This is a genomic window from Azonexus sp. MM2026_4 (genome assembly GCF_055901855.1).
This window is the reverse complement of sequence record NZ_CM148380.1, coordinates 4,207,139-4,221,251: the sequence shown is the minus strand read 5'-3', so window position 1 is coordinate 4,221,251 and position 14,113 is coordinate 4,207,139. Positions and strand designations below refer to the sequence as shown.

At 61.7% G+C, this 14,113-nt stretch carries 13 protein-coding genes and 1 pseudogene; 8 read left to right on the top strand and 6 right to left on the bottom strand.

The genetic code is table 11. From position 1 onward, the window contains the following. Positions 1–22 precede the first annotated feature (22 nt). A complete protein-coding gene (gene rpsT / locus AC0KWY_RS20010; RefSeq protein WP_474027244.1) occupies positions 23–298 on the bottom strand; it encodes a 30S ribosomal protein S20 in 276 nt (91 codons plus the stop codon). 227 nt (positions 299–525) lie between these two features. Here rpsT and AC0KWY_RS20005 point away from each other — a divergent pair, with 227 nt between their 5' ends. Genes AC0KWY_RS20005 through AC0KWY_RS19975 form a run of 7 tightly spaced genes read left to right on the top strand, consistent with a single transcriptional unit; the run spans position 526 to position 7,339 of the window. Continuing rightward, complete coding sequence (locus tag AC0KWY_RS20005; protein ID WP_474027243.1) at positions 526–1,068, top strand: GspH/FimT family pseudopilin; 543 nt, start codon at positions 526–528, stop codon at positions 1,066–1,068. Next, complete coding sequence (pilV, locus tag AC0KWY_RS20000; RefSeq protein WP_474027241.1) at positions 1,069–1,527, top strand: type IV pilus modification protein PilV; 459 nt, start codon at positions 1,069–1,071, stop codon at positions 1,525–1,527. It abuts the gene before it with no gap. After that, complete coding sequence (locus AC0KWY_RS19995) at positions 1,524–2,495, top strand: hypothetical protein (RefSeq protein WP_474027240.1); 972 nt, start codon at positions 1,524–1,526, stop codon at positions 2,493–2,495. Before pilV ends, AC0KWY_RS19995 begins: the two co-directional genes overlap by 4 nt. Position 2,496: 1 nt before the next feature. Further along, the gene (locus AC0KWY_RS19990) at positions 2,497–3,102 is read left to right on the top strand and encodes a pilus assembly PilX family protein (RefSeq protein ID WP_474027239.1); all 606 of its coding nucleotides are present in this window, start codon (positions 2,497–2,499) and stop codon (positions 3,100–3,102) included. Between the two features lie 43 nt (positions 3,103–3,145). Continuing rightward, complete coding sequence (locus tag AC0KWY_RS19985) at positions 3,146–6,619, top strand: pilus assembly protein (RefSeq protein WP_474027238.1); 3,474 nt, start codon at positions 3,146–3,148, stop codon at positions 6,617–6,619. Between the two features lie 2 nt (positions 6,620–6,621). After that, positions 6,622–7,059 (top strand): type IV pilin protein, encoded by a 438-nt coding sequence (locus tag AC0KWY_RS19980; protein WP_474027237.1) that lies wholly within the window; start codon positions 6,622–6,624, stop codon positions 7,057–7,059. Positions 7,060–7,108: 49 nt separating this feature from the next. Further along, positions 7,109–7,339 carry a hypothetical protein gene (locus AC0KWY_RS19975; RefSeq protein WP_474027236.1) on the top strand — a complete coding sequence of 77 codons (231 nt, stop codon included), beginning with the start codon at positions 7,109–7,111 and terminating at the stop codon, positions 7,337–7,339. A 39-nt stretch (positions 7,340–7,378) separates the two neighbouring features. Here AC0KWY_RS19975 and ispH read toward each other — a convergent pair whose 3' ends face one another. From ispH to AC0KWY_RS19950, 5 genes and pseudogenes are all read right to left on the bottom strand, one after another. Next, positions 7,379–8,299 carry a 4-hydroxy-3-methylbut-2-enyl diphosphate reductase gene (gene ispH, locus AC0KWY_RS19970; protein ID WP_474027235.1) on the bottom strand — a complete coding sequence of 307 codons (921 nt, stop codon included), beginning with the start codon at positions 8,297–8,299 and terminating at the stop codon, positions 7,379–7,381. Further along, positions 8,299–8,730, bottom strand: coding sequence for an FKBP-type peptidyl-prolyl cis-trans isomerase (locus AC0KWY_RS19965; protein WP_474027234.1), 432 nt, complete (start codon positions 8,728–8,730; stop codon positions 8,299–8,301). Before AC0KWY_RS19965 ends, ispH begins: the two co-directional genes overlap by 1 nt. Then, positions 8,727–9,205: pseudogene (gene lspA, locus AC0KWY_RS19960) on the bottom strand (signal peptidase II). Before lspA ends, AC0KWY_RS19965 begins: the two are co-directional and overlap by 4 nt. Then, a complete protein-coding gene (ileS, locus tag AC0KWY_RS19955) occupies positions 9,198–12,011 on the bottom strand; it encodes an isoleucine--tRNA ligase (RefSeq protein WP_474027233.1) in 2,814 nt (937 codons plus the stop codon). The pseudogene lspA and the gene ileS overlap by 8 nt, the downstream one beginning before the upstream one ends. An 8-nt stretch (positions 12,012–12,019) precedes the next feature. Then, complete coding sequence (locus AC0KWY_RS19950) at positions 12,020–12,940, bottom strand: bifunctional riboflavin kinase/FAD synthetase (protein ID WP_474027232.1); 921 nt, start codon at positions 12,938–12,940, stop codon at positions 12,020–12,022. Positions 12,941–13,064: 124 nt separating this feature from the next. Between AC0KWY_RS19950 and AC0KWY_RS19945 the strand changes: the two genes are divergently transcribed. Continuing rightward, on the top strand, positions 13,065–14,111 hold the full coding sequence (locus AC0KWY_RS19945) for a GGDEF domain-containing protein (RefSeq protein WP_474027231.1): 1,047 nt from the start codon (positions 13,065–13,067) through the stop codon (positions 14,109–14,111). Positions 14,112–14,113 lie beyond the last annotated feature (2 nt).

Genomic DNA, 14,113 nt, shown 5'->3' with positions numbered 1-14,113 from the left:
TCTGAACCGGATGCAGCTTCAATCAGGCAGCGGCAACGCCCATCGCCTTAATCTGTGCGGACAGGCGGCTCTTGGTACGAGACACTGCATTCTTGTGCACAATCTGCTTGTCAGCGATACGATCGATAACCGAGACGGATTGTTGAAAAATACTCTGTGCGGCGGCTTTATCGCCGGCAACGATCGCCTTGCGCACGCTCTTGATCGCGGTACGCAGGGTCGAACGCAGACTTGCATTGTGGGCGCGCTGCTTGTCAGCTTGACGGGCGCGCTTGCGGGCTTGTGCGCTGTTGGCCATGAATTGATCTCTGTAGAAAAACCGAAGTCCGTCATTATTTCACAACCAAGCACCGGACACAAGAAAAATCAGCAAACCCCGCCTCCGGGGAACCGGAAACTGCCAAGCAAATTCCGCCTCATGGAAACCCAGCAACCATCCATCGCCGCAGATCGACCACTGAGCCAGCGAGCAAGACAATCCACATTCATATCGTATAAATTAAACTCAGAAAATTGGTAAAGGCCATGAACAGCGTGATGATCAGGAATCTACAACCCCCGCCCCGCCCCACCCGTGCTTCAACTGGTTTCACGTTGGTGGAGATGATGATTGCCGTGGCCATCATCGCCATTCTGGCCGTGATAGCAGTTCCCGCCTTTCAGGACATGATCGTGCAGAGCCGCCTTAGCTCCCAGACCAATGACCTTGTCGGCGCCATCCAGGCAGCCCGTGGCGAAGCCATCAAGCGCAACCGGCAGATCAATTTCTGCAGGACATCCAGTGCCAGCAGCACCGATTGTGCCGGCGCCGGAAGGTGGGAGTTCTGGATCGTCCGGATCGACGGCACCGCCACAGTGCTTCGTCGAGGCAGTACCAATTCCGAGTTGAGATTGGCCAGCACGTTCAATCAAGGACAACTCACTTTCCTCCCTGACGGCACCAGTACGATCGTCGCAGGCAGCGACACGCTGACCGCTTGTTCCCTCACCGGCGGAGGCACCCGACTCATTACCGTCGGCCTCGCCGGCAGAACCTCAGTCACGAAAAACACGGGATCCTGTAGCTAAATGAAACGCTCAACCTGCCCCCGACAAACCGCATCGCCAGCCTGCCAGCAAGGCGTCAGCCTGCTGGAAGTCATGATTGCCATGCTGGTCCTTTCCTTCGGCCTGCTCGGATTGGCCAGCCTGCAGATGGCGACGCTGCGCAACAACCAGAGTTCGTTCGACAACAGCCGGGCGATCATGAGCGTCTACAGCATTGCCGACATCATGCGCGCGGACATGTCTAGCCAGGGCGCGCTGAACATGGCTAACGCCTTTCCTGCGGGCCGGAAAGCCGACTGGCTGAGCGACCTGAAGACCCATCTCGGCAATGATGCCACCGGCACCATCCAGTGCACCCCGACATCGACATCGGCGATCATCGGCGATCCGTTCACGAGCAACATCTGTACCGTTACGGTGACCTGGACCGACGTTCAAGGCGGCACGACGCGGACGATGACGACGGAGGTGCAACTGTGAAGCCGGCACGCAAATTCGCCCACGCCCAGCCTTGCCGGATGCGCGGGCTGTCACTGGTCGAAATCATGGTCACGGTGGCAATCGGTCTGGTCATCACGCTCGGCGTAGTCGGCGTGGTCGGCGTGAACCAGCAAAATCTGCGCATCACGGAAAGCCTTTCGGAGTCCCAGGAAAATGCCCGCATGGCATTCGAACTCATCGCTCGCGATGTCCGCCAGGCCAGGGATACCGGTTGCGGCCCTGTTACCGCCAGCAGGGTTACCGATCTCGATGCTACCTGGTGGGGAAACTGGTATCCGGTCCGTGGCTTTGCCGGCGCCACCGCCGCCCCGGGAGTCACTACCGGCACCGGCACTGGACAACGAGTCGCCGGCACCGAAGCCTTGCAATTACAAGGCACGACCGAAGCTGTTGTGATCGGCAGTTTCACGGGGCTGAACAAAGTAACGCTGAAAACCAGCAGCCACTCATTGAAGGCCGGAACAGTCGTCATCTGCGATATGGACAATGCCAGCCTGCACAATGTCACCGCCGTTTCGGGAGCAGACGTCACCTTCTCGCCGAATATCGTCATCTCCGACCCGGACAATCCCCAGTTCCAGGCTGCCCAATACGTGGCAACCACCTGGTACATCGGCAACAACGGCCGCGCCACCGAAGGAGGTCGTTCCCTGTATCGGGTCCGGCGAACGCCTGCGGGCACCACCTTGACTGAGGAAATCCTTCCCGGCGTGGCCGGTATGAGCATCCGTTACCACCGCGTCGGGCAAGCCGACTTCGCTGCGACCCCACCGACCAGCGAAGCCGACAGCGATCTCATCAACGCCATCGAACTTGAACTGGTTACCGAAACCACCCAAAGCGGTGTCGCCACCGATGCCGCCACCGCCGACAGCGAACTGGTCGGCAGCGACGGTCGCCTGCGGCGCACCCTGACCCACGTCATCGCCATCAGAAACACCCTCTGACATGCGCAATATGAATCTACCTTCCCCCACCCACCGCATGCCGGCTCAACAGGGCGGCATCGCCCTGATCATGGCCATCATCATGCTGATCGTCGCGACCCTGGCAGGCATTGCCGGCATTCGCGGCAGTTCGCTTCAGGAAAAGCTGTCTGGCAATCTCTATGACCGCGCGATCGCCCTGCAAGCGGCAGAGGCCGCCCTGAAGGCAGCGGAAATCCGGATTGTCTCGACCGACCGGGCCGCCCTACTGACGGACAGCAAAATTGTGGACTGCACCGTGGCTGCCACAAACTGCCCGGCCATCCCGACAAATGCATTCAACAACGACGCCGCCGGCTGGACAACCCTCGCCACGACCACCAACTCAAGTTTGCGGGCCGATACTTATCCGCAGTATTTCATCCAGTACCTCGGCCTGAAAAACAGCAATGCCGTAACCGACACCAGCCAGTCGGCAATCCCCCTGCAATACGGCGCCACTGGCGGCGGCAGCGGCAGCGACTCACCGCAGAACGCCACCTACCGCGTCATCGCCCGCAGCAGCCAGCCCACGGCGAGCAACGATCGCTCCATTGCTCTGGTCAGCAGTTTGATCAAGGGCAATTGAGCCATGCTTATCTCATCGAATTCCAGCCAGACCAGGTGAAACCATGACACCGCAAAGCCACCGCCCGACACCTGTCCGCAACCGCTTTTTGTCGTTGATGCTCTCCGCGATGATCGCGCTGGCCCCGCTGTCCTCTCAAGCCGGCGTCGATATCGCGCAGCAACCGCTGTCCGTTGCCGACCCCGTACCGCCGAACATCATGTTCATCATGGACGATTCAGGTTCGATGGCCTGGCAGCACATGCCAGGTAATGGCGCATCTTGGTCCAGCGCGGCCCCCACTGGCTTGCCCTATGAAGGCACCTTAACCAACGATATCCGACTACGTGCCGCGAATATCAATACCCAATGGTACAACCCAGTCATCACCTACGAACCATGGCTGAAATTTGACGAAAGCTCCTACGGTAATGCCTCGCTGACCGGAGCGCTAAAGGACCCCTCGGGACAAACCGAGACCGGTAGTTTCAACTTCCAGAGCAAGCTCGCCAATTGGCCAACCGTGGACACAGGCAGCAGCACCGGCACATCCGATTGGCGTTACAGTGGCTTTTATGTACTGAATCCCAACACCAGCGCTACCAGTGATCAAAACTATGTGCGCTATGAATTCCGTTATGTGGAGACCTGCACCCAGACTCAGCGGCAATGTACCCGATACGACTGGCGGGGAAATTGCACTCGCTGGGCCGATGTCTGCGTTGCATACCAAGGTGCCTGGGAAGCCCGCAAAAAGACATTAACCAGTAGCGGTGGCGACAACGTCACCACAAATCTCACCCAGCTCGACTGGACGGCGCATGGCGGTCCGGTACGCACAATCCAGCAAGAAATTCAGAATTACGCCAACTGGTACTCCTATTACCGGCTGCGCGCCACCATGGCCAAAGCATCTGCCAGCCGGGTTTTTGCCAAACTGGGTACGGGCTTCCGAATCGGTTACAACACGATCTGGAACCGGGAAGATCTAAAAATCCCGGTCGGCAGCGACAATGGACTGTTCCGCGGCGACAACAAAAAAGACTGGTTTGACGCGTTGTTCAATACGATCACCGACAACGGCACCCCCCTCAGGCAAGCACTCAGTCGCTCTGGAGAATACTTCAAGGACACTACCGCCAGTGGCCCCTACGGGCCGGAGACAGGCAGCCAGCAAGTATCCTGCCGCCAAAACTTCGCCATCATGACGACTGACGGCTACTGGAACAGCGACGCGGCCGACAGCGCCGACGCCCAAGCCGACAACGACAGTACCGACGGCAGTGTTATCAACGGTCTGAACGGCAAAACCTACAAGTACGTGGCAGGATTGCCCTACAAGGATGGTCGCGGCAATACACTGGCCGACGTAGCCATGTATTACTGGAAGAACGATCTGGTATCCGGCCTACCCAATAACGTCCCGACAACCGCCAAGAATCCGGCGTTCTGGCAACACATGCGAACTTACGGCATTTCCATCGGGCAAAAGGGCGAACTCGATCCCAAGGCCGACCTTCCGGCCTTGACCGCCGGCACTACGAGCTGGCCGGAACCGGGCAACGACCGGCAGGCGAACATCGACGACCTCTGGCACGCCGCCGTCAACTCCCGCGGCGAATTCATCGTCGCCTCCAATCCTGATGAATTCACCAAGGCACTGGGCGAGACCCTGAACGCGATCAAGAACGAGACCAAGAGCGCGGCCAGCGGAGGCTCCAGTTCCACCCGGATCGAGGCCGGCGCCAAGGCCATTTTCAGCCAATACACTTCCGGCTCCTGGAACGGCAACCTCCTTGCCTATGCCATCAATGCGACGACCGGCCTGCAGGACACCACGGCTCCCGCCTGGACCGCGGAAAGCATGCTTCCCGCTTGGGCATCTCGCAACATCAATGTAAGCAAGGATGGCGCTTCCGTACCCTTCCGCTTCAGCAATCTAAATGCCACACAGCAAACCGCGTTGGGCTCACAGCAAGTCGTCGATTACCTGCGCGGTGACCGCAGCCAGGAACAACCTGCAGGCGCCTTGCGCACCCGCGCCGGCGTCCTGCCAGCCTTCGTCAACTCACAGCTGGTCTATGTCGGCCCGCCCAGCCAGACCGCGTACTTCGGCAATGCCAGTTTTACCGGCGCCAGCCAATATGCAGCTTACGCCAGCAGCAAGCAGAGCCGGACCCCGATCATCTATGTCGCGGGGAACAATGGCATGCTGCACGCTTTCAATGGCAGCACCGGCGCCGAAGTCTATGCATTCCTGCCGAATTTCTCGATCATGCACCCGAGCACCACGGCGACCCAGAAGACGCTGAAGCTCTATACCAACCCGAAATACGGTCTGAACGATACCGCGGATGCTGACTGGGAAACCTACAAGCATCGCTACATTCTGGACGGCGAACTGACGGTTGCCGACGTCTATCTATCCGGTGCCTGGAAAACCATTCTGGTTGGCACCCAGGGACGCGGCGGTAGCGGCGTCTTCGCCCTCGACGTAACCGACCCGACAGACATCAAGTTCCTTTGGGAAAAAACCAGCAGCGACAACGATGCCTTGGGCAACAATCTGGGCAAGCCCATCATTGCCCAGGTGGCGAGCGGCGACTGGCGCGTCATCCTCGGCAACGGCCCCAACAGTACCGGAGACAAGGCACAGTTGGTCATGATCAAACTTTCCGACACCAGTATCTCCACAGTAGATACCGGAGTTGCCGGCAACAACGGACTGGCCGGCGTCAACCTGTGGGATGCGGACAAGGACGGCTTCTTCGAAACCGCCTATGCCGGTGACCTGAAGGGCAACCTTTGGCGCTTCAAGGGGCTTGGCGGAACCGCCACCGTGGCGAAGTTGTTCACTACCCGCAACGCCCGCCCGATCACTGCCATGCCGCTGGTTGTGCGTAACCAGAAAACCAACAAGACCTGGGTTTTCTTCGGCACCGGTCAAAACCTCAACAAGGTCGACCAGGCCAATCTGGATGTCCAGACCTGGTATGGCATGATGGACAACGGCAGCGAGGTCAGCAGCGCCGACCTAAGAGCCCGCGCTATCGGAAGTTCTGGAACCATAGGCGCACGCTCCGCCAGAGTGCTGGAGTCCGGTACGGAAGCAGAAATCATCAGCGCCGGACAGCTCGGCTGGTACATTGACTTCCCGGCCAACGGCGAACGCATGATCACCCCGAACAGCCTCCTGGGCGGAGCCCTCTTCGGCACAACCTACACGCCGGACGGCACCAATATCTGTACGCCTGACGGCAAGAGCTCATTGTGGGCAATCAACCCGTTCAGCGGCGCGCGACTCAACCAGGGTATCTTCGACGTCAATGGCGACGGGGTGGTCAACGGCCTTGACAAGGTTGGCGGCGTATTCCCGTCCGCACTGGATGGACTCTCACCGATCACCAGCGGGCAGCCTCCCATCACGGTGGGCAAGGATGGAAAATTCTCCGTCCATCTCCCCGGCGAATCGATCGGTGGCAAACTTCCCCTCGGCGTACTGGGTCGTCAATCTTGGCGTGAAATCATCGGACAATAAACATGAATCAGACCATTCACTTACAAAACAACAGAAGGCAACCAAAGGCTCATCACCCGCGCGGCGATGGGGGATTCTCTCTGGTTGAACTCATGATCGTCGTCGCTATTCTCGGCATCCTTGCCAGCATCGCTATCCCAAACTATCAGGCCTATGTTCGACAGGGCCTCCGCACCCAGGCTCAGGGATGCGTCTCGCAGATTGCCCAAGCGCTGGAAAGACGTTATTCCACCGCACTCAGTTATGCGGGGGCAATACCAGTAGCGGGATGTACCACGGAAGGCGGACTGAACACGCGCTACACGATCACGGCCAACATCCAGGCCAGAAGCTATGTGCTCACAGCAACGCCGTCGGGTGATCAAGTCAAGGACACTTGCGGCACGATGACCCTGAACAATCAAGCGACGAAAACAGCGGCCAAGACTGGTTGCTGGTAAGCGGGAAAGTTACAATACGCCGGCACAGAACTTCTGACCGGAAAGCAACATGCAAACCAAGAAATTCAACATCAACGAACTGACGCTTGAGGACATCCAACCGAAGCAGTCTTCGGGGCATGATGCCTCGAACGTCGGTCGGAAATGTCTCAAGTGCGAGCATATCCGGCTCGCGTCGGAAAGCCACATTCCTGCGTATGAGTGCCCGAAATGTGGCGCCGTTTACGACAAGATCGAGCAGTTGGTCAGCGCCCATCCACTGGGCAAACTGGCGCGCTGAACGATAGCTACCGGCAGCCGGATATCCTGCGCCGGCAGGTCAGGCAAGTTCCTTCGGCAGAGCAAACGACACCCCTTCCTCGACGCCCTGCAATTGCCCGACTTCCGCGCCAGTCAGCAGGTGTAGGTGATTGACCACCTGTTGGACCAGGATTTCCGGTGCCGAGGCGCCGGCGGTAACGCCGATGCGTTGCTTGCCGACAAGCCAGGCTTCTTCGATCTCGGCGGCGCTATCGATCAGGTAGGCGTCAATGCCGCGGCCTGCGGCGACCTCCTTCAGGCGGCGCGAATTCGAACTGTTGGGGCTGCCGACGACAACGACCAGATCGCATTGTTCGGCCAAAACCTTGACCGCGTCCTGGCGGTTCTGCGTGGCGTAGCAGATGTCGTCCTTCTTCGGCCCCTGGATCGCTGGAAAACGCTGGCGCAGCGCGTCGATGACGCGACGGGCATCGTCCATCGATAGCGTCGTCTGGGTTACGTAGGAAAGCAGTTCGGGCAAGCGGACCTGGAGTTGGGCGACATCATCGACGGTTTCGACCAGGTACATGCCGCCATCGCTCTGCCCCATCGTCCCTTCGACCTCGGGGTGGCCCTTGTGGCCGATCATGACGATCTCGCGCTCGCCCTTGCGCATGCGACCGACTTCCAGGTGCACCTTGGTCACCAGCGGACAGGTCGCGTCGAAGACCTTGAGTCCACGTTGCTCGGCCTCGTCACGCACCGCCCGCGAAACGCCGTGAGCACTGAAGATCACCGTACTGCCGGCCGGTGCCTCGGCGAGCTCCTCGATGAAAACGGCGCCCTTGGCGCGCAGGTCGTCGCAGACGAACTTGTTGTGCACGACCTCGTGGCGGACGTAGATCGGCGCGCCGAAACGCTCCAGCGCACGCTCGACGATGGCGATGGCGCGCTCGACGCCGGCACAGAAGCCGCGGGGATTGGCAAGGATGACCTGCATTACATGATTCCGATGATTTTCACCTCGAAGCGGATCGGTTTGCCCGCCATCGGGTGGTTGAAGTCGAACAGGGCGCTGGTTTCATCGAGCTCGCGCAGGAAACCGGCGAAGGTCGCGCCGTTGGGCGCGGTGAATTCGACGACCGAATTCTCCTTGAGTTCCATGCCGGCGGGCAGGCCGCTGCGGGCGATGCGCTCGACCAGGCGTTCGTTGTGCACGCCGAAGGCCTGCTCCGGCTCCAGCTCGAACACGTAATGCTCGCCGGCATTCAGGCCGAGCAGCACGCTTTCGAGGTTTTCGGCAAGCTGGCCGCTGCCCATCTGCAAGGTCGCCGGGCTCATGTCGAAGGTGGACAGGAATTCCTCCCCATCCAAGGCGGTGACGCGGTAATGCAGGGTCAGGTAGCTGTCGGGGCGGACGGTGGTGCTCATGCCTTGTCTTTCTGTTCTTTGTGGGTCAGCGAAGCGACGATTAGCAGGACGGCGCCAACAGTGATCGCCGAGTCGGCAATATTGAACGCCGGCCAGTAAAAGCCGGCAGCGTGCCACTGGATGAAATCGACGACGGCGCCGAAACGCACGCGGTCGATGACGTTGCCGAGCGCCCCCCCATGACCAGGGTCAGCGCCAGCGCCATCAACTTGGGCGCCGGGTGTTTCTTCAGCTCGACGGCGATCCAGCCAGCGACGCCAAGCGCCAGCACGGTGAAGAACCAGCGCTGCCAGCCCGGCTGGTCGGCGAGGAAGCTGAACGCCGCCCCCGGGTTGAAGGCCAGCACCCAGTTCCAGAACGGCGCCACGTAAATGACTTCGCCCGGCGCGATGCTGCCGAGCACGACCCACTTGCTGATCTGATCGAGGACGACGATCAAGCCGGCCAGCGCATACCAGTGCCGGGCCTCACGCATGCGTGCGCACCTCGCCGTCGCCGTGCAGGTTGCTGACGCAGCGCCCGCACAGGCCGGGATGCGCCGGATCGGCGCCGACGTCCTCGCGCACGTGCCAACAGCGCTCGCACTTGGCGTGGGCCAGCGGCGTGGCAGTCACCGATTCCTCGGCGGATTCGATCACGGCGGTCGTCGAGCAGATGAAGACCAACTTCAGGTCGTCGCCGAGTGCCGACAGCGCGGCGAACTTGTCGCCGGCGCAGCGGATTTCAACCGCGGCCTGCAGCGCGGCACCGATCTCGCCGGCCTCGCGGCGGGCCTCCAGCGCCTTGGTGACGTCGTTGCGCACTTCGCGGACGATCGCCCATTTCGCCAGCAGTTCGCTCTCGCCGGTCTGTTCCGGCAGTTGATGCCATTGCTGGAACATCACCGAGTCGTCGGCCTTGCCGGTCAGCACCGCCCAGACTTCCTCGGCGGTAAAGGCGGTGATCGGTGCCAGCAGGCGGACGAAAGCCTGGGTGATGTGCCACAGCGCCGACTGCGCCGAGCGGCGGGCAAGCGACTTGGGCGCCGTCGTGTACAGGCGGTCCTTGAGGATGTCGAGGTAGAAACCACCGAGGTCTTCCGAGCAGAAGCCCTGCAGCGCCTGGACCACGCGGTGGAACTCGAAGCGCTCGTAATCGCCCTGGCAGGACTGCTGCAACTGGCGGGTCAGCGCCAGCGCGTAGCGGTCGATTTCCAGCCACTGGTCGGCCGGCAGCATGTCGGTGGCGGCGTCGAAATCGGAGACGTTGGCGAGCAGGAAGCGCAGTGTGTTGCGGATGCGGCGATAGCCTTCGACGACGCGCTTGAGGATTTCGTCGGAGATGGTCAGCTCGCCCGAGTAATCGGTCGAGGCCGTCCACAGGCGCAGGATGTCGGCGCCCATCTTGTCGGAAACCTGCTGCGGCGCGATGACGTTGCCCTTGGACTTCGACATCTTGTGGCCCTTGCCGTCGACGACGAAGCCGTGCGTCAAGAGCGCCTTGTACGGGGCGCGGCCGTCGATCGCGGCGCCGGTCAGCAGCGACGAGTGGAACCAGCCGCGGTGCTGGTCCGAGCCTTCCAGGTAGAGGTCGGCCGGCCAGCCCAGCTCGCCGTGCGAACCGCGCAGCACGCTCATGTGCGTGGTGCCGGAATCGAACCAGACATCGAGGATGTCGGTGGTCTTGACGTAGTCGGCGGCATCATTGCCGAGCAGTTCGGCGGCGTCCAACTGCGTCCACGCCTCGATGCCGCCCTGCTCGACGCGCTTCGCCACGGCTTCCATCAGCTCCAGCGTGTTCGGGTGCAGCTCGCCGGTCGCCTTGTGGGTGAAGAAGGGCAGCGGCACGCCCCAGTTGCGCTGGCGCGAGATGCACCAGTCCGGACGGTTGGCGATCATCGCGTGCAGGCGGTTCTTGCCCCAGGCGGGGTAGAAGGCGGTGTCCTCGACGCCCTGCAGCGCGGCTTCGCGCAGCGTGTGGCCGGCCGGCTCGGTGGCGGCAATGCCCTGGCTATCGACATCGGGCGCGTCCATGCGCACGAACCACTGGCTGGTGGCGCGGTAGATCAGCGGCGTCTTGTGGCGCCAGCAGTGCATGTAGCTGTGTTCGATGGTAGCGTGCTTCAGCAGCGCGCCGACTTCGGCCAGTTTCTCGACGATGACCGGGTTGGCCTTCCACACGTTCATGCCGCCGAAGAACGGCAGGTCGGCGGCAAACGTGCCGTCACCCTGCACCGGGGTCAGGATCTGCTCGTTGTGCATGCCGTAGTTCTTGCACGACTGGAAGTCTTCCAGACCGTAGGCCGGCGCCGAATGGACGATGCCGGTGCCGGCGTCGAGCGTCACGTAGTCGCCGAGGAAGACCGGCGACAGGCGGTCGTAGAGCGGATGACGGAAGGCGATGCGCTCCAGCGCGGCACCTTTACAGGCGGCGACGGTGGTGCCGGTCAGGCCGTAGCGGGCGAGACAGGCTTCCTGCAGGTCGGCAGCGAGGATCAGGCAGCCCTTCTCGGTCTGCACCAGGTGATAGGTGATTTCCGGATGAGCGTTGAGCGCCTGGTTGCCGGGGATGGTCCACGGCGTCGTCGTCCAGATCACCGCGTAGGCTTCACCGGCCGGCAATTCCTTGAGGCCGAAAGCGGCCGCCAGCTTGTCGCGCTCGGCGGCGGCGAAGGCCACATCGATGGCCGGCGACTTCTTGTCCTGGTACTCGACTTCCGCCTCGGCCAGCGCCGAACCGCAGTCGAAACACCAGTTCACCGGCTTCAGGCCGCGATAGACGAAACCGCGCTTGATCATCTGGGCGAGCGCCCGGATCTCGTCGGCCTCGGTCTTGAAATTCATCGTCAGGTAGGGCTTGTCCCACTCGCCGAGCACGCCGAGGCGGATGAAATCCTTCTTCTGCCGTTCGATCTGCTCGCTGGCGTAGGCGCGCGCCAGCTTCTGCACCTGCTCGCGCGGGATGTTCTTGCCGTGGGTCTTCTCGATCTGGATCTCGATCGGCATGCCGTGGCAGTCCCAGCCCGGCACGTAAGGCGCGTCGAAGCCGGCCAGCGTCTTCGAGCGGACGATGATGTCCTTCAACACCTTGTTCACCGCGTGGCCGATGTGGATGTCGCCGTTGGCATACGGCGGGCCGTCGTGCAGGATGAATTTCGGCCGGCCGGCGCAGATTTCGCGAATCTTCCGGTAAAGCTCCTTCTCCTGCCACTGGGCGACCCACTGCGGCTCGCGCTTGGGCAGGTCGCCGCGCATCGGGAACGGGGTGTCGGGAAGGTTCAGCGTCTCTTTGTAATCAGCCATTTGCTTGCTCACCGCTTGAAGAAAGCCCGCGCCGCCGCGGCATCGGCCGCGATCTGCGCCTTGAGGGCGTCGAAATTGGGAAAACGTTGCTCGTCGCGCAGTTTATGCACGAAGCGAACCGAAATATGGGCGCCGTAGATGTCGCGGTCGAAATCGAACAGATGCACTTCGAGCAGCGGCCGCGTACCGCCGACGGTTGGCCGGACGCCGAGATTGGCGACGCCGGGTAAAGACTTGTCACCGAGTCCGGCGACCTCGACCGCAAAGACCCCGGTCATCGGCAGCGGATTGTGCTTGATGCGCAGGTTGGCCGTGGCGAAGCCGAGCTGGCGGCCGAGCTTCTGGCCGTGCACGACCTGGCCGTCCATCATGTAGGGACGGCCGAGCAGTTTCGCCGCATGCGCCATGTCACCGTCGGCCAGCGCCCGGCGCACGCCGGAACTGGAGACCCGCTCGCCGTCGACGACGACGCTGCCCATCGCCTCGACGGTAAAGCCGTGGCGCTCGCCAAAGGCCTGCAGCAGCGCGAAATCGCCGACGCGACCCTGACCGAAACGGAAATCGTCGCCGATCACCAGATGCCGGACACGCAAGGCGCGGACCAGCACCGCCTCGATGAACTGTTCGGCGCTCAGCGCGGCGAAAGCCCGGTTGAAGGGGCAGATCATCGCCTGCGCCACACCGCAGGCCGCCAGCAGCTCGAGCTTTTCGCGGAAGGTGCTGAGCCGCGCCGGCGCCGAGTCGGGGGCAAAGAACTCGCGCGGATGCGGCTCGAAGCTCAATACCGTCGGTACCAGTTCCCGCTCTCCGGCAACCTCGGTCAGACGAGCGAGCAGCGCGGCGTGGCCTCGATGCACGCCATCGAAATTGCCGATGGCCAGTGCGACCGGTGCCGGAACAGGACGAGAATAACCGCGAAAAACGCGCATCGGATGCTGCTGCAAAAAAGCGCGATTATACCGGGGCGCCCTGAAATTCCGGCCAAATCCACGAAAAAACAGCCCCTTGCCGGAAAGGCCGCCGCTATAATCTGGCAAAATCATCAAGCCAACCATGATGCTCAGCCTGATCAACCATGTTCTTCGCATTTCGGCGCGCCGCGACCGCACCGAAATCAATTCGGCCATGGTCAACGCATTGATGGAGCTATTCTCGCCACGCCGGCTGACCATCTATCGCTGCTACGCCAGCAAGCGCAAAACGGTCGTCTTCGCCTGCGCCGGTTTCGGCCGGCAGGGCCAGTTCCTGCGCAATGCCTATCTCCCCGAAGCTCAGTTCTGCCAGCCGATCGAGCGCGACCCGCTATTGCGCCAATGCCGGCGCGAACTGTCCGCCGTCCTTGAGCACCTTGACGACGGTTCGCACCGGGTGATCTTCCCGGTATTGCGCCTCGACGAACCGATCTACTTCATCGACCTGGTGATGGCCGAGGATTTCTCTGCCGACCTGCGCGTCACGCTGATGGGACTGGTCGAGTATTTCGGCAATCACATCGGCCTGCTCGACTACGGCGAGGCCGACACCTTGACCGGGCTGGCCAGCCGCAAGACCTTCGACAAGCACCTGTTCGAACTGCTCGGCCAGGCCGCTTCCGACCGCATGCTCGGCGACGCGCCGCAACCTGCCCGGCGCAACCAGCAGCCGGAGAGCAACCACTGGCTGGCGGTTTGCGATATCGACCATTTCAAGCGGGTCAACGACACCTACGGCCACCTGATCGGCGACGAGGTGCTGATCATGGTGTCGCAGGTGATGCGCCAGAGCTTTCGTTTCGACGACCAGTTGTTCCGCTTCGGCGGCGAGGAGTTCATCGCCCTGCTGCAGCCGACCAATCGCCAGTCGGCGGCGGCAACCCTGGAGCGCTTCCGCCACGACGTCGAGCAAACCGTTTTCAGCCGCGTCGGCCACGTCACCGTCAGCATCGGTTTCAGCCGCCTGCTGGTCAGCGACACCCCAAGCGACGTCATCGAGCGCGCCGACGAAGCGCTCTACTACGTCAAGCGCAACGGCCGCAACCAGGTCGCCTGCTACGAGCAGTTGATCGAAGACGGACGGCTGGCTGCCCGCGAAATCGCCAAAGGCGAAGTCGAACTGTTCTGAGG